General features: G+C 40.9%; 21 protein-coding genes. 12 read left to right on the top strand and 9 right to left on the bottom strand.

All coding sequences use genetic code 11. The features are described from left to right. The first annotated feature begins 134 nt into the window (after positions 1-134). Genes CDG61_RS10730 through CDG61_RS10715 form a run of 4 tightly spaced genes read left to right on the top strand, consistent with a single transcriptional unit; the run spans position 135 to position 3,841 of the window. Positions 135-1,688 (top strand): circularly permuted type 2 ATP-grasp protein, encoded by a 1,554-nt coding sequence (locus CDG61_RS10730; protein WP_087550900.1) that lies wholly within the window; start codon positions 135-137, stop codon positions 1,686-1,688. 21 nt (positions 1,689-1,709) lie between these two features. Continuing rightward, positions 1,710-2,321 carry an alpha-E domain-containing protein gene (locus tag CDG61_RS10725; RefSeq protein WP_087513852.1) on the top strand — a complete coding sequence of 204 codons (612 nt, stop codon included), beginning with the start codon at positions 1,710-1,712 and terminating at the stop codon, positions 2,319-2,321. Further along, positions 2,309-3,088 (top strand): transglutaminase family protein, encoded by a 780-nt coding sequence (locus CDG61_RS10720; RefSeq protein WP_087550901.1) that lies wholly within the window; start codon positions 2,309-2,311, stop codon positions 3,086-3,088. Before CDG61_RS10725 ends, CDG61_RS10720 begins: the two co-directional genes overlap by 13 nt. An 18-nt stretch (positions 3,089-3,106) precedes the next feature. Then, positions 3,107-3,841 carry a proteasome-type protease gene (locus tag CDG61_RS10715; RefSeq protein ID WP_087550902.1) on the top strand — a complete coding sequence of 245 codons (735 nt, stop codon included), beginning with the start codon at positions 3,107-3,109 and terminating at the stop codon, positions 3,839-3,841. A 188-nt stretch (positions 3,842-4,029) separates the two neighbouring features. On the opposite strand, the gene alr is transcribed toward CDG61_RS10715, so the two are convergent. Continuing rightward, positions 4,030-5,103: an alanine racemase gene (gene alr / locus CDG61_RS10710; RefSeq protein ID WP_087551066.1), complete on the bottom strand. Its 1,074-nt coding sequence runs from the start codon at positions 5,101-5,103 to the stop codon at positions 4,030-4,032. A gap of 269 nt (positions 5,104-5,372) precedes the next feature. Here alr and CDG61_RS10705 point away from each other — a divergent pair, with 269 nt between their 5' ends. Continuing rightward, positions 5,373-5,792, top strand: a complete 420-nt coding sequence (locus tag CDG61_RS10705) for a DUF4259 domain-containing protein (protein ID WP_087550903.1) — start codon at positions 5,373-5,375, stop codon at positions 5,790-5,792. 8 nt (positions 5,793-5,800) lie between these two features. Further along, positions 5,801-6,445, top strand: coding sequence for a hypothetical protein (locus tag CDG61_RS10700; protein ID WP_416240686.1), 645 nt, complete (start codon positions 5,801-5,803; stop codon positions 6,443-6,445). A 72-nt stretch (positions 6,446-6,517) separates the two neighbouring features. Here the strand turns inward: CDG61_RS10700 and dnaB are convergent, their stop codons facing one another. The 4 genes from dnaB to rpsF form a co-directional block, all read right to left on the bottom strand. Then, a complete protein-coding gene (gene dnaB, locus CDG61_RS10695; protein ID WP_087550905.1) occupies positions 6,518-7,963 on the bottom strand; it encodes a replicative DNA helicase in 1,446 nt (481 codons plus the stop codon). Between the two features lie 204 nt (positions 7,964-8,167). Further along, complete coding sequence (gene rplI, locus CDG61_RS10690) at positions 8,168-8,614, bottom strand: 50S ribosomal protein L9 (protein WP_087513861.1); 447 nt, start codon at positions 8,612-8,614, stop codon at positions 8,168-8,170. 9 nt (positions 8,615-8,623) lie between these two features. Continuing rightward, positions 8,624-8,851 (bottom strand): 30S ribosomal protein S18, encoded by a 228-nt coding sequence (gene rpsR / locus CDG61_RS10685; RefSeq protein ID WP_087513862.1) that lies wholly within the window; start codon positions 8,849-8,851, stop codon positions 8,624-8,626. Between the two features lie 11 nt (positions 8,852-8,862). After that, positions 8,863-9,249: a 30S ribosomal protein S6 gene (gene rpsF, locus CDG61_RS10680; RefSeq protein ID WP_087513863.1), complete on the bottom strand. Its 387-nt coding sequence runs from the start codon at positions 9,247-9,249 to the stop codon at positions 8,863-8,865. Between the two features lie 1,052 nt (positions 9,250-10,301). On the opposite strand from rpsF, the gene CDG61_RS10675 reads away from it, so the two are divergent. From CDG61_RS10675 to CDG61_RS10660, 4 genes are all read left to right on the top strand, one after another. Further along, on the top strand, positions 10,302-10,535 hold the full coding sequence (locus tag CDG61_RS10675; RefSeq protein ID WP_087550906.1) for a hypothetical protein: 234 nt from the start codon (positions 10,302-10,304) through the stop codon (positions 10,533-10,535). A 342-nt stretch (positions 10,536-10,877) separates the two neighbouring features. After that, complete coding sequence (locus CDG61_RS10670; protein ID WP_087513865.1) at positions 10,878-12,200, top strand: NCS2 family permease; 1,323 nt, start codon at positions 10,878-10,880, stop codon at positions 12,198-12,200. A gap of 92 nt (positions 12,201-12,292) precedes the next feature. Next, complete coding sequence (locus tag CDG61_RS10665; RefSeq protein ID WP_087550907.1) at positions 12,293-13,294, top strand: adenosine deaminase; 1,002 nt, start codon at positions 12,293-12,295, stop codon at positions 13,292-13,294. 74 nt (positions 13,295-13,368) lie between these two features. Further along, on the top strand, positions 13,369-13,722 hold the full coding sequence (locus tag CDG61_RS10660; RefSeq protein WP_087551067.1) for a hypothetical protein: 354 nt from the start codon (positions 13,369-13,371) through the stop codon (positions 13,720-13,722). A 122-nt stretch (positions 13,723-13,844) separates the two neighbouring features. Here the strand turns inward: CDG61_RS10660 and CDG61_RS10655 are convergent, their stop codons facing one another. Further along, positions 13,845-14,399, bottom strand: a complete 555-nt coding sequence (locus CDG61_RS10655; RefSeq protein ID WP_087550908.1) for a cytochrome b — start codon at positions 14,397-14,399, stop codon at positions 13,845-13,847. A 242-nt stretch (positions 14,400-14,641) separates the two neighbouring features. On the opposite strand from CDG61_RS10655, the gene CDG61_RS10650 reads away from it, so the two are divergent. Together CDG61_RS10650 and rnhB are read left to right on the top strand one after the other, a co-directional pair. Beyond that, entirely contained in the window at positions 14,642-14,986 is a 345-nt protein-coding gene (locus CDG61_RS10650; RefSeq protein ID WP_087551068.1) for a hypothetical protein, read from the top strand. A gap of 62 nt (positions 14,987-15,048) precedes the next feature. Beyond that, positions 15,049-15,618, top strand: a complete 570-nt coding sequence (gene rnhB / locus CDG61_RS10645; RefSeq protein ID WP_087550909.1) for a ribonuclease HII — start codon at positions 15,049-15,051, stop codon at positions 15,616-15,618. A gap of 57 nt (positions 15,619-15,675) precedes the next feature. Here the strand turns inward: rnhB and csrA are convergent, their stop codons facing one another. The 3 genes from csrA to alaS all read right to left on the bottom strand — a co-directional run bounded on the left by csrA (position 15,676) and on the right by alaS (position 20,220). Then, a complete protein-coding gene (gene csrA / locus CDG61_RS10640) occupies positions 15,676-15,930 on the bottom strand; it encodes a carbon storage regulator CsrA (protein ID WP_087550910.1) in 255 nt (84 codons plus the stop codon). 251 nt (positions 15,931-16,181) lie between these two features. Beyond that, positions 16,182-17,462 carry an aspartate kinase gene (locus CDG61_RS10635; RefSeq protein WP_068974245.1) on the bottom strand — a complete coding sequence of 427 codons (1,281 nt, stop codon included), beginning with the start codon at positions 17,460-17,462 and terminating at the stop codon, positions 16,182-16,184. A gap of 64 nt (positions 17,463-17,526) precedes the next feature. Then, entirely contained in the window at positions 17,527-20,220 is a 2,694-nt protein-coding gene (gene alaS, locus CDG61_RS10630) for an alanine--tRNA ligase (protein WP_171405601.1), read from the bottom strand. Positions 20,221-20,327 lie beyond the last annotated feature (107 nt).

Genomic DNA, 20,327 nt, shown 5'->3' with positions numbered 1-20,327 from the left:
TTTGATACATCTTTGAATAAAACTTACATTGAGTCTATGCGACTTTGGTGAATAAATAATCAGAAGGCGATAAGCATTCAGCTGGCACTGTTATTGCTTAATCCATTGTACAATACAACAATGACGAGGTTTGTATGCTAAAAGAAGATCGGGATACAAATTCTGTGCTGGAGAATTATACAGGGAATGTTGCAGAAGAAAGGGTGGTCAATACAGGGAATATTTCATCTACAGAATCGGTAAAGACACATGATTTAATGACTCAGTTCAGATCTCAGTTTTTTAATGAACTGCATGATGACAGTCATATTCCTGCTGAAAGCCGTGCCAGGATTGAGGGATGGCTGAGAGACCAGACCCTGGATGATCTGGCATTACTGAACCGTGCAGCCAGGGATCATTTTCTTTATGAGGGGATTACATTTACTGTTTATGGTGAGCAGGAAGGCACTGAAAGAACGATTCCGTTTGATGTGATTCCGCGCATTATTGCCGGTAAGCAATGGAACATGATTGCACGTGGCTGTGAACAGCGGGTAAAAGCCTTGAATCTGTTTCTGCATGATATTTATCATCAGCAGGAGATTTTAAAAACCGGCATTGTTCCTGAACTTCAGGTCATGACCCATGAGGCTTTTTTACCCCAGATGTGCGGTCATCAGCTGAAAGGGAAAATTTACAGTCAGATCAGTGGAACAGACATTATCCGTAATAAAGATGGTGAGTTTTATGTACTGGAAGACAACCTCAGAACACCATCAGGCGTATCCTACATGCTTGAAAGCAGAAAAATCAGTCAGCAGCTGTTACCGGAATTGTGCCAGCAGAGTCAGATTCAGGGGATTGAGCAGTATCCACAACTGTTAAAAGAAATTCTTGCTGAAAACTCAGCAGTTGATCGTCCGTTGATTGTGGTTCTGACACCGGGGCGTTTTAACAGTGCTTATTATGAACATTCATTCCTTGCAAGGGAAATGGATGTCCCTTTGGTGACATCACGTGATCTTTTTGTTGAAAAAGATAAGGTTTATGTCAAAACAGTCAGGGGTAAACAGCAAGTCCATGTAATTTATAGAAGGTTGGATGATGCTTTTCTTGATCCTTTGAGCTTTCGTTCAGACAGTACACTGGGTGTGCCAGGTCTGATGTCTGCTTATCTGCGGAATAATGTCGTGATTGCTAATGCTCCTGGAACAGGCGTTGCAGATGATAAATCCATTTATCCTTATGTTGATAAGATGATTGAGTTTTATCTGGCAGAAAAACCAGTACTGAAAAATGTACCGACATGGCAGTGCCGTGAGCAGGCAGACCTGGAATATGTGCTTGAACATATGGAGCAGTTGGTTGTCAAAGAGGCACAGGGATCAGGTGGCTATGGCATGCTGATCGGTCCTCAGTCCACACCACGGCAGATTGCTCAGTTCAGGGATAAAGTCAGAGCAAATCCACATTTATATATTGCTCAACCTACGCTCGAGTTGTCGGTATGCCCGACACTTGCAGATTATGGAGTTGCTGAACGGCATATTGATCTCAGACCATTTATTCTGAGTTCTCCTTATCGGACAGAAATTGTCCCTGGTGGTCTGACCAGGGTGGCAATGCAGGCAGGTTCCCTGGTTGTGAACTCCTCGCAGGGCGGTGGTGTAAAAGACACATGGGTCATAGATCCATTGCATTCATAACTGCTGATACGGGAGTGAAAGATGATTTTATTGAACAGTAATGCACAACAGATTTTTTGGTTAGGGCGATATTTAAAACGTATCCAGTATTTATGCAGTCAATTTCCTTTTGAAAACAATGAAGATGCATTGCTTTATGCTCATGCTTTCTGCTTGCCGGCTTTTGATGCATCATCTTTGAATGAACTGGTACTGGATGCTGAACAGCCTTCATCTTTTGGCTGGCAGTTTCAGTATGCAAAAGATAATGTGCAGGATTTAAGGGGTTTGATTTCTGCAAAAGCCTATGCTGAACTGAATCAGAATATTAAAAATGCCTGCGTAAATGCGGCTTATATCTGTGATGTTGTGGATGAATGCCATGATGTGATGGAAGCAGAGTCTGAAGAAATATTTTTATTTTTTAAACTGGGGCAATGCATTGAGCAGCTGGATCGACAGCTCAGGCTGAAACAGAAAATTGAGCAGACTGTTGTGGAGCTGAAGCAGATTACAGCACTGATGAAACCAGTGGGCTGGGTTGCCTTGAGTGAAACATTACTTGAGTTTACAAGACATCAGGATTTGAAGGGATTTTATCAGTTGAGTGATGGTTTGCAGCATATTTTTGAGGTGGGCACATGCGACTCATGATTAATCACCAGACGCATTTTCAGTACAGTGAAACTGCCTGCAACAGTATTCAGTATATTAAAATGATGCCTGTAAGCAATGCTCATCAGAAAGTACATCATTGGAATATCAGTGTACCGGGTGACTGGCAGCAGCAGATGGATGTCTTTCACAACCCTTGGTTGACGGCAGTTCAGCGTTACAGTTATTCGCAGATGACCATTATGGTTCAGGGCGTGATTGAGCTGAATCCAGCAACTGGGCAGGGGCCCCAGTGCAGTCTTAATCCATTCATATTTCTACAGCCCACTGCCATGACACAGTCGGATGCTGAAATGCGCTGTTTTGCACACAGATATGTCAGGGAAAATACCGTGGATCAGTTGAAACAACTGGCGCAGGCACTTTTACAGTATATGCCGTATAAGGTTCAGGCGACTTCGGTCTGTACGTCTGCAATAGAAGCATTTCAGCGTAGAGAGGGGGTCTGTCAGGATCACAGTCATGTCTTTATCGCTATGTGTAAAGCCCTGGGAATACCTGCAAGATATGTATCAGGCTATCTGTTTGCGGATAACAGTACGCACCTTGCCAGTCATGCCTGGGCAGAGGCTTATTTAAATGACACATGGTATTGTTTTGATATCAGCAATCAGATCTTTAGCCCTCAGGTACATGTGTATGTGGCAACGGGTCGGGATTACTGGGATGTTGCTCCGATCAGGGGTGTACGTGAAAAGGGTGGTACAGAGACAATGCAGTCGATTGTACAGGTACTGACCTGCTGACATTTACAGAGAAAACTTATGACGTATTGCTGTGCATTAAGACTCAAACAAGGTTTGGTATTTATCAGTGACACACGAACCAATGCAGGTGTAGATCATATTTCGGTATATCGAAAACTGTATACATTTGGGGTGCAGAATGAGCGTTTCATTTGCATTCAAACGTCTGGAAATTTGGCAACAACTCAAGCAGTCATCGGGCATTTGCAAAATCATTTGGCACTCAAACAAGAGCCCAATCTATATGGTGTAAATACCATGTTTGAAGTTGCAGGTTTGGTGGGGCAAATCCTGCGTAAAGTGATCGCAGATGTAACTGAAGATACGCAGGAGCAAAGCAATTATTTCTGTAGTTTATTGGTCGGTGGTCAGATCAAGGGCGAGGAAATGCAGTTGTATAATATTTACCCACAAGGGAACTTCATTTCTGCGACGAGTGATACGCCGTATTTTCAGATTGGCGAAAGTAAGTATGGTAAGCCGATTCTGGATCGTGCTCTAAGTTATGACATGCCTTTAGACGAAGCTTTACGTTGCAGTTTAATTTCTTTTGATTCTACCTTGCGTTCCAATGTTTCTGTAGGCATGCCGTTGGATACTTTGGTCTATCAAAAAGATTCTTTTGTGATTCCACAAGGAAAAAGAATCAATGAAGATGAGCCTTATTTTCAGAATATCAGTAAGCAATGGTCTGAAACCTTGAAGAAAGGTTTACAAGATTTACCAAAACCGAATGATGATTTTTTTCAGTGAGTGGAATGATTTGTTTTATCAATAAATTAGAGAGCTATGCCAACTTAAAAAATCTTTGAAATGGACTTAATCCCATCCTTACATAAGTTATAAAATATATTGGAAATCCCTTCTCCCTGTGGGAGAAGGTTAGGATGAGGGGCTTTTTTATAGAAGGTTAGAACGAGGGGCTTAAAAAATTATAAAGCTCAGACTTGCTTACGAGCAGGGCGATTACTCATACGACACAGCAATTCATAACCAATCGTACCATTGGCTTCAGCTACATCATCGACTAAGCGATCTTTACCCCAAAGTTCAACTTCTGTACCTAAAGGCGCATTTAAACCTGTGACATCAATCGCGATCATATCCATTGCCACACGACCAATTACAGGTGTTGGTTGACCATTGATCGCAACATAGTTCTGTTTTGGAAATGCACGTGGATAACCATCCCCATAACCAATAGACACAATGGCTATATCCATCTCAGTGTCTGCAACAAATGTTGAACCATAACCGACCGATTCACCCGCCTGGATATGATTTAAAGCAATAATTTCTGCAGTAAACGTCATGACAGGTTTGATGTCTAAGTCATTGACAGATTTGTCCGCAAAAGGCGATGCACCGTAAAGCATGATGCCTGGACGGACAAAGTCAAAATTTAATTCAGGCCATTTAAATATCGCAGCTGAGTTACAGCATGAAGCCATAATTGGAGCACAGGCTTCTTTGACATCTAAGAATTGATTTTTTTGTTGTTCATTGAGCGGATGATCTTCTGCATCGGCATTGGCAAAGTGCATTGCAAGTACGCAAGTAAAGCCATCTGCTTTGAGTGCGTGAATCACATCAATAATTTCAGGGACTTTAAAACCTAAGCGATTCATGCCACTGTTGAGTTTAACCCAGACTTTTAAGCCTTTGGCAATATATGTCTCTTTTTGAGTGCGCAACCAGTCCAGTTGCTCTTGCTGATGGATGATGACTTCAATGTTATTTTCAACCACCACAGCCATTTCATCGGCACTGAAAATACCTTCGATTAAGGTAATCGGCTGTTGATAGCCCAATGCACGAATTTCTAAAGCTTCTTCAAGGCAGGCAACGCCGAACGCATCCGTTTCAGCTAAGGCGGCTAAACAGTCTTTTACGCCGTGTCCATAGGCATTGGCTTTGACCATGCTGACAATTTTAGCAGTTGGGGCAAGTTGTTTAACACGGTTTAAATTATATTGCAGTGCTTTACTGTCAATATAAACTGTTGCTTGGCGCACCCTGAGTACTCCTTCAGGAAGATTAAAAAACATAAACGTGCAGTCAAAGCTGCACGTCATTTTGGAAATATTGGATTGGATTTTTCCGATATTAGCTATTGTATGCCGTTCAATTTGAAATAAACATCAACATTTATGTTTTTGATCATGATTAAATATAAGATCGAAAATTTTTGTGACTGATAAATAATTTGTAAATATTTCAGGCTTTATCTTTGCTGAGAAATTGTACATTTTATAAACATGATAATTTTGAATGGATAGTGAAAATGGGTGCATGGTCACACGAACCATTTGGTAATGATACTGCTTGTGATTGGGCGGCTGAATTAGAGGAAAGCACGGGCTTTGTGGTGATAGAGCAAGCTTTAGATCAGGTCATTGCAGATAAAAATGAAGATTTTATTGATGCTGACGATGGCAGTATTGCCCATGCGGCAGCGGAAGTATTGGCTCAAATCACAGGACAGGGTACACAGGATCTGGATTTTTTGGATGGTGTGAGTCAGTGGATTGATCAATTAGATGCTCGACCATCTACTGCTTTGATTCAAAAAGCCATTATCGTGATTGATATTTTGACGCAGGAAAATTCTGAACTGGATGAGTTGTGGCAAGACTCAGATGATTATGAAGCTTGGACGCAAAATTTAAATGACCTGAAAGAAATTTTGAAAAATGCATCTTAAGTTTGAATATGATCAATAAATTAAAGATACAAATTTTTTATCCTATCGGATTGTGTGCATTATTTTTTACGCAGTCAGTTTTGGCATGTATGCCGCACTCAGCGGATGATGTATTTATTGCACGTTTCCAAAGTTCTCAAGCAGTGCCGAGTGACGGCTCAAATTTCGCTGTAAAGCTCAGTTCAGATCAATTTATTTTCCGTTCATTGCTGGATGGGTTTAAATATGCCAAACCGACACAATGGCACAGTACATTTTCGAGCCAAAATATTGCGAAAGACAGTTTAATTATTGGTTTAGCTTACGTACCTGATGGTGGGAAATCTGAGCAATATCAGATCGCTTCATTTGCAGAACTAAGTTGTGAGAATGATCAGTTGAGTATTTCAAAACCGATTGCACCATTTTTAGCGTGGAATAAACAAACTTCGAATTGTGCCTTGGGAAATCGGAAAGACATAGGAATTCTGGATGGTTTTTTAGAATATGATCAGGCTTATTATCTGGCAAAACTGCAACAAAAATATCCAGGCTGTCAGCAGTTAAATAAGGCATTTCCATCACTTGAAATGAATAATCGTCTTCAATATTCACAAGCAATGTCGGGTTGGAAGTTGTGGTGGGAAAGGCTGATCAACTGGTTTAAGTCGTAGTTTTGAAAATATCAGCCTGAATATAAAACGGTAAATTAAAGCCCACTTATGAAACAAAGAGCAGGGAATCCCTTACTCTTCATCATCATATTGCGCATAGTATTCAGGGGATAAATTACTGAAACGGGTATATTGACCTTCAAAAGCTAAACGCACAGTACCAATTGGACCGTTACGCTGTTTACCGATAATAATTTCTGCTGTACCTGCTTCTTTCGATTCTTTGTTATAAACCTCATCACGGTAAATAAACATAATCAAATCGGCATCCTGCTCGATCGCACCTGATTCACGTAAGTCTGACATGACAGGGCGTTTATTTGGACGGTTCTCCAAAGAACGGTTCAACTGAGACAGTGCAATGACAGGGCACTGCATTTCTTTAGCCAGTGCCTTTAAACTTCGTGAAATTTCACCAATCTCACCGACACGGTTATCACCCATGCCAGGAACTTTCATCAACTGAAGATAATCGACCATGATACAACCCAACTTACCGCCGTGTTGTTTGGCTACACGTCGTGCACGTGCACGTAATTCAGTTGGTGGCAGGGCAGATGAATCATCAATATACAGATGCTTTTCCTGTAACTGCAGGATAGTACCAGTCACTTTGGACCATTCATCACCATCGAGTTTACCCGAACGTAAATGACCCTGATGGACTTTACCGTAGGCAGAGATTAAACGCATGGCGATCGAGTCTGCAGGCATCTCCATAGAGAAAACGAGTGCGGGCAGGTTACAGTTGAATAGAACACTTTCCACCAGATTCATGGCAAATGTAGTTTTACCCATGGATGGACGGGCTGCAACGATGATCATATCACCGGCTTGCATACCCGATGTTTTATTGTCCAGTTCGGTGAAACCAGTGGTCAGACCGGTAATGTTGCCATCGAGCTGAGATAGTTCATTCAACTTATCAAAAACATCAGCCACAACGGTATTGATCGCTTTTGGGCCAGCATCTTTTTTATTGTTGTTGTGCTGTTCCGCAATCTGGAAAATATTGGTTTCTGCCAGGTCCAGGATTTCACTGACAGAACGACCTTTCGTGTCATAGGCATTCTGGAGGATTTCTGTGCTGACCTTGATCATATTTCTTAAGGTTGAAAATTCTTTAATTTTAGAGGCATAGGTTTCAAGATTATAAAAACTGGATGGAGAATCTGCCATCAGTTGCATCAGGTATTCTTCACCACCTACAGCCTCAAGCTGATTCTGTTTGATCAGCCAGTCATTGACCAGTACGGCATCATAAGGTGAGTTTTCTTTTGCCAGTTTATCAATGGCACGGAAAATATATTTATGGCGGGTCGCATAAAAATCATTTTCCTGGAGTATGTCGCTGACCTGCTCATAGGATTCAGCAACCGTCATTAGTGCAGCCAGTACTGCCTGTTCTATAGCCAGATTATGTGGGGGCGTACGAAATTCCTTCAACTGAGCATTATCAGATGGCTTTGCATCATTTTTAAATGTATTTGCTGTAGCTGTGGCAGTAGCCTGAGACATATAAGACCTTGATTTTTAAATAAAACAGAAAAAGTAAGTCTGCGGAGACCTATCATAATCCAAAAATGAACTTCTTGCACGGGGTGAAAGTTGAATAAGCTGATTTAAGCAAAACAGGGGAAATTAACAACCTGAAAAGATTAAAAATAAAAAATGGAAATAAAAAAAGAGCATGCGAAAGCATGCTCTTTTTTTTGCAGAAAATTACTCAGAAACGATAGTAACGAGAACTTCAGCAGCAACATCATGGTGCAATTGAATTGCGATGTTGAATTCGCCAGTGTGACGAAGTGCACCGTTCGGTAAACGAACTTCAGCACGGTCAACAACAAGGCCAGCATTTGTTAATGCTTCAGCGATATCGCGAGTACCGATAGAACCGAACAGTTTACCTTCGTCACCAGCTTTAGCAGTGATCACGATGTTAACTTCGTTCAGTTGGTCAGCACGTGCCTGAGCAGTAGCTAAAACTTCAGCCTCAGCTTTCTCAAGTTCAGCACGACGAGCTTCAAAAGCTGCAGTGTTAGACTCAGTAGCAGCAACTGCTTTACCTTGAGGGATAAGGAAGTTACGGCCGTAACCAGCTTTAACTGAAACTTTATCGCCTAATTTACCAAGGTTTTTAATGCGTTGTAATAAGATAATATCCACGGCTCAACCTCACTTATGATTGTCAGTGTAAGGAATCAGCGCAAGGAAGCGAGCTTGTTTGATAGCAAGTGCTAACTGACGCTGGTAACGAGCTTTAGTACCTGTAATACGGCTAGGAACAATCTTGCCGTTTTCAGTGATGTACTGTTTTAAAGTGTCGATATCTTTGTAGTCGATGTACGTAACGTTCTCAGCTGTAAAGCGGCAGAACTTGCGACGACGGTAAAAACGTGCCATTGATGTTCTCCTTATGCTTCAACAGAATCTTGAGCTTGTTGTGCTTCTTCACGCTGAGCTTTACGCGCGCGTTTTTCTTCAGCACTCTTAGCCAGTAAAGACTCTTCAGTGATTGCGTGTTCACGACGGATGATAACATTACGAAGAATCGCGTCGTTATAACGGAACAGTTCTTCAAGTTCATCAAGCGTAGTCTGACCACATTCGATGTTCATCAGAATGTAGTGAGCTTTGTGAATTTTGTTGATTGGGTAAGCCAGTTGGCGACGACCCCAGTCTTCAAGACGGTGAATTTGACCTTCAGCATCTTTGATGTGAGAAATGTAGCGTTCTACCATTCCCACAACTTGATCGCTTTGGTCTGGGTGTACCAGAATTACGATTTCGTAGTGACGCATTGTCAGCTCCTTACGGTTTATACAGCCCCATTCAAAAATGAACGAAGCAAGGAGTCACAATCTGAAGTCAGCTGTAAAACAGCCAACAGATTGAGCCGCAAAAATTGCGAGGGCTCATTATAGGCAAATACTGCTCTAAAAACAAATAAATATTTTCGTAGTTTCAGGATGGGGATCTGGTTTTTAATTCTTCATTGATAAAATCTTAAACGGCTGTTTATAAGCGTGAACTGAACCTGAAAACTGTCAGATGTGAGTGAAACTGAATCGGGCGCAGCGAGAATACAATCCACAGCTTGGAATAGCCTCTTTTCTCATACTGTTTCTTTATACAGGAAAGAATGAAATTTCATGTCGGCTATGTCAGAGGGTTTCAGGGAAGTTTCGATCCCTGTATCAAAACTGATTTTCTGATGTGATTCAGACTGGTGATATACAGGACAATTTGACAGAATCTGAACGAATTGGGTGTGATTTAAAAATACTGAAAAGATAAATAATACTGTTTTTCTATTTATTGATTTTGAAGGAAGTAAGATTTTTTGAGGTATTCATAATTAAAAATTCAGTTTTTAAGACTTAAAAACTATCAATTCCAAGGTTGGTAAATCACAAATACTTGCAATAATGTGACTTATGTCACATTATTGCTTCATGAAGAGTAAAAACTCTTTTGAGCACTGCGGTTATTCCCCAATAACCGTCTTAATAATCCTATAATTTTCCCCAAAGTTATAGGATTTTTTTTATTCTTTGTATTTTAAATTGTAGTCAATTCATAGCTTGTACTTTTAATACTTAAGCTCTGTCCTGTATTTATAAATTATCAGTGCTGTTAAGTGCATGAGTGAGTGCGGTGCTGATCGGGCATGCTGTCAAAAGAAATAATGGGCTGATTGCGAAATTCAGTCGAGTGATTCATTACAGATTGATGACTGATTTAAATTAGCAATAAAAGGCACAGATGTATTGATAAAATAAATGTGACTTAGATCACATAAATGGTTGGATTTTTGTTATATTGCATTTAATTTATTCATAAGCTGTCAACCATGAGCAAGGCCTTAACGATAAGTTTTATTGCTGCTGTTGGTCTGGTCGGGTATATCGCCTATCAACAGTCAGTCATTAAACAGCAAAAAGAAATGAATCAGGTCATCAGTGATGCAAAACAGTCATTGCAGCAGATTGAGTCCAATCCGAATCGTAAAATTATTCAGATTGATTCAACTCAGCCAAGTAACGTAACGAATGGAACATTGATGGGTGAGGCTAAAAAACTCTGAGTTTCCTTCTGTCTGTTTGCGGTCAGTCCGATGATTAATTTCTGAAAATAAAAAAAACAGTATGATATAATTTGCCAATCAAATAATAGGTCGGTCTCTGGTCTGGAGATCCTGATTTATTTTATGGACTGAAGCTGCATAAAAGGTTATGCAGCTTTTTTGTTTATATCTGAATATACACGACTGTTTATATGCTCTTGATCACTCAGGATTTTAAACAGAGTTTTATGATGCTGTGGCATATTTTTTGCCTTCACATTGCCTATCTATTTGTGAATTACTGGAATGCATTTTGTATTTTTCAGTATTTTCAACAGGAAATTCATTAACAGGGGCTAGGTCATGACGACTCCTAATCCAACATCCACTGGTTTGCTTGAACGTTTATTCAAGCTAAGTGAAAACAAGACCACGTTCAGAACTGAAGTTCTTGCAGGTTTAACAACCTTTCTGACGATGTGCTACATCATCATTGTAAACCCCTTGATTCTTTCTGAAACAGGAATGGATCATGGCGCAGTTTTTGTAGCAACCTGTCTTGCTGCTGCGATCGGATGTTTCGTCATGGGTATTGTGGCAAATTATCCGATTGCACTTGCACCCGGTATGGGGCTGAATGCTTATTTTACCTATTCTGTGTGTATGGGAATGGGCGTGGAATGGCAGGTTGCACTGGCAGCAGTTTTTGTTTCAGGACTGGTATTTATTGCCATCAGTATGTTTAAGATCCGTGAAGCAATTGTCAATGCCATCCCGATGTCACTTAAATTTGCTATTGGCGGTGGGATTGGCTTATTTCTGGCACTGGTTGCGCTGAAAAATGCAGGAATTATTGTAGATAATCCTGCAACACTGGTCGGACTGGGGGATCTGAAAGATCCTAAGGTGATCCTGGCTTTACTTGGATTCTTTATGGTGGTGGTGATGCATCACTACAAAATCCGTGGTGCTATCATTATCAGTATCCTGGCCATTACAGCAGTTTCAACATTGCTTGGAATCAATGAGTTCAAAGGCGTGGTTGGGGAAATTCCTTCAATTGCACCAACTTTTATGCAGATGGATTTCACAGGACTGTTTGAAGCAAGTCTGATCGGTGTGATCTTTGTATTTTTCCTGGTGGATCTGTTTGACTCTACAGGGACATTGGTTGGTGTTTCGCATCGTGCGGGTTTACTGAAAGACGGTAAGTTGCCACGTCTGAAAAAGGCATTGTTTGCAGATTCAAGTGCAATTGTTGCGGGTGCGGCTTTAGGTACATCTTCAACAACACCATATATTGAATCTTCTGCAGGTGTTGCAGCAGGCGGTCGTACAGGTTTAACCGCTGTCGTTGTCGGTATTCTGTTTATTGCCTGTCTGTTTTTGGCGCCACTTGCTCAGTCTGTACCCGGTTTTGCAACTGCACCTGCACTTTTATTTGTGGGTGTGCTGATGCTGCAAGGAATCACCAATATTGAGTGGGATGATATCACTGAAGCAGTTCCGGCATTTATGACGATTGTATTCATGCCATTTACGTACTCTATTGCAGATGGTATTGCGATGGGTTTTATCAGCTATGCACTGGTTAAACTCCTTACTGGTAAGGCTGCAACTGTACCGTATATGGTCTGGATAATTGCTGTACTCTGGGTGATTAAGTTTGCTGCTTTTGGTGGCTGATTATCTGCATCTGGAAAAGGGTGTAAACTCAGTTTACGCCCTTTTTTATTTTAAAATATTTGAAAACTGAAGTGAAATTTGAGGATAGAAACATGAATAGATCAGAGCTTATCCGTGCCTTGCCTAAGGCTGAACTGCATGTACATATTGAAGGCACGTTTGAGCCGGAACTCATGTTTGCCATTGCTCAACGCAATCAGATCGATATTCCATACAAGTCTGTGGAAGAAGTGAAACAGGCATATAATTTTCATAATTTACAGTCTTTTCTTGATATTTATTATGCAGGGGCGGCTGTACTCATTCATGAACAGGATTTTTATGATCTGGCTTGGGCATATTTTGAAAAATGTGTAGAAGATAACGTTGTTCATACTGAAATGTTCTTTGATCCTCAAACGCATACTGACCGTGGTGTGGCATTTGCAACGGTGATTAATGGTTTGCAGCGTGCCTGTGATGATGCCCTGGCGAAATTAGGTATCAGTTCACATCTGATTATGTGCTTCTTGCGCCATTTGAGTGAAGAGGCTGCTTTTGCGACCCTGGAACAGGCTTTGCCTTATAAAGACTGGATTATTGGCGTAGGGTTGGACTCAAGTGAAGTGGGGCATCCACCCTCTAAGTTTGAACGTGTTTTTGCAAAAGCACGTGAAGCAGGTTTCCTGATTGTGGCACATGCAGGTGAAGAAGGTCCTGCTGAATATGTGTGGGAAGCTTTGGATTTACTGAAAGTGAACCGTATTGATCATGGTGTGCGTTCTGAAGAAGATCCGGCATTGATGGAGCGTTTAATTGCTGAAAAAATGCCTTTAACGGTGTGTCCACTCAGTAATTTAAAGTTATGTGTTGTGAATGATATGGCACAACATAATATTCAGCGCTTATTGCAGAAAGGTGTGCATGTGACTGTAAATTCTGATGATCCATCGTATTTTGGCGGTTATATGAATGATAACTTCATTGCGATTGCAGAAGCTCTGGATCTTACACACGATGACTTAAAGAAGCTGGCGAAGAATTCATTTGATGCTTCATTTATTGCTGATACAGAAAAGCAAAAATGGAACAATCAGATTGATGCTCTGGCTTAAATCAATCCAGATTTATCCTGAACAGTTTTAAAAAAGCAGTGTTTTCAGCACTGCTTTTTTTTGAGGAAAAATGTGTGAAATTTTTAACAGCTTTGACTTTATTGACCATACTTCCGATTACGGTAGCGTGTGCAGAAACAGATTCTCACACAATACGCCAGAAAATGTTGAAACCACTGATCGAACTGCAATGCCAAAGTGAGCTGAAATCTTCGAAAATATGGAAGGCAGCGTCTATATTCTGGAATGATTCTGAACAGCAGCATACACAGCAAAAAATCTGTAGCTGTGTCGGTGAAAATGCATTGAAAGATGTGTCAAATAAAGATCTGGTCATGGCTTCAGTCAATGAAGAAACTAAAAATAAAGTCATTCATCAGGCTGTGGTAAGCAGTTTAAAAGGATGTGCGCAGGAAGTTTTAAAATAGTTTTTGTTCAGGATTAACAATTAGCCGTTTATAAAATATTGATTTTTTAAATTTAAGCTAATAAAAAGCACATCATTTGATGTGCTTAAAATCATGGTTTAATGGATGGTATCAAACAAAACTTAGTCTTTCTGGCGCATCATGCTTCTTAAAACATTGTCTTTATCAATAAAGTGATGTTTCAATGCCGCACCGATATGACCGATTAACAGTAAACCTGCTGCCCATGAAATATAAATGTGCAATGGTTTTACAATCATGAGTAAATCATCATTTGGTTCAACCAGGCGTGGAATTTCAAATAAGTATAGAACAGGTACAGGGTGTCCAGCACTCCAGCTGAATAAACAGCCAGTGATCGGCAGTGCAAGCAGGACCAGATATAAAGCTAAATGCCCAAAATGTGCCAGTTTCTTCATGGTTGGAGACATGGTTTCAGGCAACTCAGGAGCAGGGTGGGTATAACGCCAGAAAATTCGGATCACGATCAGGAAAATTAAAACTGATGCGATATTTTTATGTAATGTAATGACATTACCTTTAAAACTGCCATCGGATTCATAACTTAAAAAGTTACCGCTATAAAAACCAATCACATAGGCAACAATGAAAATAATTGCCATTAACCAGTGAAGCCATTGTGCTGTTCTTGTGTAGTACTTGGATGTATTGTTCATAATAAATGAAATGATAGCAGAATTGGGTTCATATTAAGGGTTAGACTGGCAGCTTAAAATGGTGCGAATAGAACAATATGTTGAATATTTGCAACGCTGAGAAATGTTGTTTTTTGTTCATATAGCTGATATTGGTCAATTTCATATTTCTAAATTTTACTTCTTTGGGCAGAATACGCCTACATGTTTATAAAAAGGAAGAAACAGTGAATAAATTAGCTCTATTACTTGTACCCGCTGCAATGTTCTTGACCGCGTGTGCTTCAACAGGTACTACTGGTACAGATGCAGCAGCTACTCCGACTCAGCAGCTGGGAACAGTTGCTTTGAAAATTGCGATTAATGCCAAGTGTACAACTGAGCTGAACAATTTACCTGCATGGAAAACGGCAACAAAGTTGATGACAGAGACTCAGAAAACTGATGTACAGTCGGAAATCTGTGGCTGTGTCAGTGATAAAGCACCTCAAAGTGTGACTGCTGTAGATCTGGCAACAGCGGCACTTGATCCTCAGGCTCGTGCGACTATTGTCAGTAATGCCGTGACTAAAACGATCAATGTATGTGTTGCTGAAGCTGTTCAGTAATTCTGTATTATAAAAATTTTAGACAGACTGACAGTTTCAGTCTGTTTTTTTTGGAAAATGAAATGAAAATTGCTGGTGTCGATGAGGCAGGGCGTGGTCCATTGGTGGGTTCAGTCGTTGCTGCTGCAGTGATACTTGATCCGAATAATCCAATTGAAGGATTAAACGATTCAAAGAAACTGACCGAAAAAAAACGTGAAAAGTTATTTATTGAAATTCAGGAAAAAGCACTGGCCTGGGCAATTGCAGAAGCAACCCATACTGAAATTGATGAAATCAATATTTTGCAGGCATCTCTGCTTGCAATGCGTCGTGCGGTTGAGGCACTGAAAATTCAGCCCGATCATGTGCTCGTCGATGGAAATAAAGTCCCTCAAGGCTTACAGATGAGTTGTGATGCTGTGGTTGGTGGTGATGCAATCCATGCTGAAATTTCAGCAGCAAGTATTCTTGCAAAAGTGACCCGTGACCGTGAAATGGTTGCGCTGGATCAGAAATACCCACAGTTTGGGTTTGCAAAGCACAAAGGTTATCCGACTAAAGTACACTTTGAAGCTATAGCAGAGCATGGTGTTATTGATGAACACCGACGTAGTTATGCGCCTGTGAAAAAAATTCTGGGATTGATCTGATTGCTGAAAAATTTAAAGCGGCCTTAGGGCCGCTTTAATATGAAGAACAGTTAATGTTTAACGATTAAAGTTATTCTGTGAGAAATTATCATCTTCAAAAGAAGGCTGATAATCCTGATCGAGGTGTTGTAAATGTTCGTGCATAGCGCGTTCATGTTGAATTCGTTGGTAGATTTCTTCACGATGAACGGATACTTCTTTAGGAGCATTGACACCAATACGAACCTGATTACTTTTGACACCAAGCACAGTAACACTGACTTGATCCCCTATCATTAATGTTTCTCCGACACGTCGGGTCAGAATCAGCATGTTTATCTCCTTGCAAAATGCTAAACGTGCAGTTGATCTAAATTAAAAAACACACACAACCTTTGGCATCAAAGAAATTCTAGCATAAAGTGTGATAATTATCACATAAATATCGATGCTATAAATTTCAAAAAACCTCAGAAGCTAATATAGCAGAGCCACTATAGAAAAAACTATAGTGGCTCTGTATTTTTGTAGTCTTTTGCAAAAATTGTCTGACAATGATAATTTTTGTCTATTTGCAACAAAAATTATGCACGAACGCTTGATTCACCATGTTCACGGTCTAAACCGAAAGCAGTGTGGAGGGTGCGGACAGCAAGTTCCAGGTAGTTTTCTTCAATAATCACAGAGATTTTGATTTCAGAAGTTGAAATCATCAGGATATTGATGCCTTCGTCAGCAAGTGCAGTAAACATTTTACTTGCAACGCCTGCATGTGAACGCATACCTACACCCACGATTGATACTTTAACGATATCGTCACGTGTAGCAACTTCACGCGCACCAATTGCACGTGCTGTTTCTTCTAAAATCGCTTTAGCTTTTTTCAATTCACCACGATTTACTGTAAATGTGAAGTCGGTTGTACCATCTTCTTCAACGTTCTGGATAATCATATCCACTTCAACATTTGCAGCACCAATCGGTGACAAAATTTTAGAGGCAATACCTGGTTCATCAGGAACACCTAAAATAGTTAATTTTGCTTCGTCACGGTTAAATGCGATACCTGAAATAATAGGATTTTCCATGTTGTCTTCCGCTTCAGTGGTGATTAGTGTTCCGACGTTTTTCTTAAACTCTTCGTCGAATGCGCCATCATCGTCATTATCAAAACTTGATAATACGCGTAAAGGCACCTGGTATTTTCCTGCAAATTCTACAGAACGAATTTGAAGAACTTTTGAACCAAGCGATGCCATTTCAAGCATTTCTTCAAATGAAATGCGATCAACTTTTTTAGCTTTTGGTGCAACACGAGGGTCAGTGGTATATACACCGTCCACATCGGTATAAATCTGACATTCATCAGCTTTCAGTGCAGCAGCAAGGGCAACACCTGAGGTATCTGAACCACCACGACCTAAGGTTGTGGTGTTTCCTTCAGCATCAAAGCCCTGGAAACCAGCAACAACAATCACACGACCTGCATCTAAGTGCCCAGTCATTACATCTGTGTCGATTGATTCAATACGCGCTTTGGTGTATGAATTGTCAGTTTTAATCCCAACCTGACGACCAGTAAGTGACTTAGCTGCAACACCAATTGAATTGAGTGCCATTGCTAACATTGAAATCGTTACCTGTTCACCCGTAGACACCATTTGGTCCAGTTCACGAGGATCAGGGGTTTCGGTAATGGCTTTCGCTAAAGCCAATAAGCGGTTGGTTTCACCACTCATTGCTGATACAACCACGACAACCTTGTGTCCGTGGTCATGCCAACGCTTCACGCGACGAGCAACATTTAAAATGCGCTCAGGAGTACCCATTGAGGTACCGCCATATTTTTGAACGATTAATGCCATAGTTGTTCCATATAAGCAGTGACTCTAATTGGCATTAGAGTCATTTACACAAAAGGTGAAGTTATTATTTTTGAGCAAGCCAAGCAGTAAGATCTGCCATAACTGGTTCAAACTTCTCGTTTAGTGGCGCGCCACCTTGTGCTAAGTCAGGTTTACCACCACCTTTACCACCCAGCTCAGTCGCTAAGTGTTTGATGATGTCACCTGCTTTTAGATTTGCAGTGAAATCTTTCGCTACAGATGCGATTAAGCTGACTTTGTCAGCGTCAACACCTGCAAGCACAATCACTGCATTGTCTAATTTAGATTTGACACTGTCATGAAGATGGCGAACAGATTTCGCATCCTGACCATGAACAGTGGCAATAAGTGTCTGACGACCCGCGATATCCTGAACTTGACCCATCAGTTCAGATGCCTGAAAATTCGCCAGTTTTTGATTCAATTGCTCAATTTGCTTTTGCAATTGATGTGCTGTTTCAACAGTTGCTTCAACTTTTTCAACAGTCTGATCTTTTTGTGCTTTTAACAAGTCATTGATGTGAACAATGTCTGCATCAACTTTTTGTACAGTTTCAAGTGCTTTAGTGCCTGTAACTGCTTCGATACGACGTACACCCGCAGCAACACCACCCTCAGAGGTGATTTTGAATAGACCGATATCGCCTGTACGTTTTACATGGATACCACCACACAATTCGATAGAGAAGTTTTTCTCATCTTTTGTTGTACCCATAGAAAGTACACGTACTTCATCGCCATACTTTTCACCAAACAGCATCATTGCGCCTTTTTCTTTGGCAGCATCAATGTCTAAAAGTTCAGTAGAAACCGCAGTATTGGCAATCACTTCAGCATTGACAATACGTTCAATCTGTTGAATTTGAGCAAATGTCACAGGTTGGTCATTGGCAAAGTCAAAACGTAAAATGTCAGACGCAACCAAAGAACCTTTTTGTTGTACATGTTCGCCAAGCACTTGACGTAAAGCAGCATGTAGAAGGTGAGTCGCAGAGTGGTTACGTGCAGTCGCTTCACGGATATCTGCTTTGACAATCGCTTCAACCGCTTGAATTGCTTTTAAGCTACCTACAGTCACGATACCTTGATGAACGAATGCGCCACCCGATTTTTTAGTATCCTGAACTTCAAAGATACCAGTATCGTTTTTGAAGATACCTGTATCACCGATCTGACCACCGCTTTCTGCATAGAAAGGCGTCTGGTTTAATACGATGAGTGCTTCATCACCTTCAACAACTTCATCAACCTGTACACCATCTTTGTAGATCGCAACAATCTGACCTTGACCTTGCGTTGCATCGTAGCCATCAAACTGAGTTTCGCCATCGACTTTGACAATTGAGTTGTAATCAACAGCGAATTTACCTGCATCACGGGCACGCTGACGTTGAGCAGCCATTTCAACTTCGAAACCAGCTTCGTCAATGGTTAAATCACGTTCACGTGCAATATCAGCAGTTAAATCTGTAGGGAAGCCGTAGGTATCATAAAGTTTAAATACTGTTTCACCCGCAATGACATTGCCTTTTAAGTTCGCCAGTTCACCTTCAAGCAATTTCAAACCTTGCTCTAAAGTTTTTGCAAACTGTTCTTCTTCACGGATCAATGCAGTTTCAATTACCTGACGACGTTCAGCAAGCTCAGGATACGCTTCGCCCATTACTTCAATCAGAGGTTGCAACATTTTGTAGAAGAATGTACCTGTTGCGCCCATTTTATTACCATGACGTACAGCACGACGGATAATACGACGCAATACATAACCACGACCTTCATTGGATGGATTTACACCATCCGCAATCAGGAAGCAGCAAGAACGTGCATGGTCAGCAACGACTTTAAGTGAAGCAGGGTATTCAACAGGACTGTTGTTTGCTTGTGCAGTTGCAACAGCTTCAGTGGTATCTACACCGATAATTTCAGCAGCAGATTTCAACAAGTGTTGAAATAGATCTGTTTCGTAGTTTGAGTTTACATGTTGTAAAACCGCAGAAATACGCTCTAAGCCCATACCTGTATCGACAGAAGGAGCAGGAAGATTATGCAATACACCATCCGCAGTACGGTTGAACTGCATGAATACGTTGTTCCAGATTTCAATGAAACGGTCGCCATCTTCTTCAGGTGTGCCCGGTAAGCCACCCCAGATGTGATCACCGTGGTCAAAGAAGATTTCTGAACAAGGACCACAAGGACCTGTATCACCCATTGCCCAGAAGTTATCTGATGCGTATTTTTCGCCTTTGTTATCACCAATACGGATGATACGGCTTGCATCCAGACCAATTTCTTTGTTCCAGATGTCAAATGCTTCATCATCGGTATGATAAACAGTGGCATAGAGTTTATCTTTTGGTAATGCTAACCATTCTTCGCCAGTCAAAAAGTCCCAAGCGAAACGGATTGCATCGTGTTTGAAGTAATCACCAAATGAGAAGTTACCCAACATTTCAAAGAATGTGTGGTGACGTGCGGTATAACCGACATTGTCTAAGTCGTTGTGTTTACCACCTGCACGAACACATTTTTGTGAAGTGGTTGCGCGCACATAGTCACGTTTTTCCAGACCTAAGAAACAGTCTTTGAATTGGTTCATCCCTGCATTGGTGAACAGCAGAGTAGGGTCGTTGGCGGGTACAAGTGAACTCGACGCGACACGTGTATGTCCTTGCGATTCAAAGTAACGCAAAAATGCTTCACGTATTTCGGCAGTTGTCATAAAACGAGTACTCACAACCAAGTCACTCCTTAATTTTCATATTGGCTAAAAGTGCGTGGCTAAGTCTGATTTTTATGCTTAGTCAGCACACGGGCTTAATTTTTTAAAACGCCAAAGTATAA

The sequence above is a fragment of the Acinetobacter sp. WCHAc010052 genome (assembly GCF_002165295.2).
In the GTDB taxonomy this organism is placed as follows: Bacteria; Pseudomonadota; Gammaproteobacteria; order Pseudomonadales; family Moraxellaceae; genus Acinetobacter; species Acinetobacter chinensis.
The sequence above is the reverse complement of the archived record's forward strand: the minus strand, read 5'-3'. Positions and strand labels throughout refer to the sequence as shown.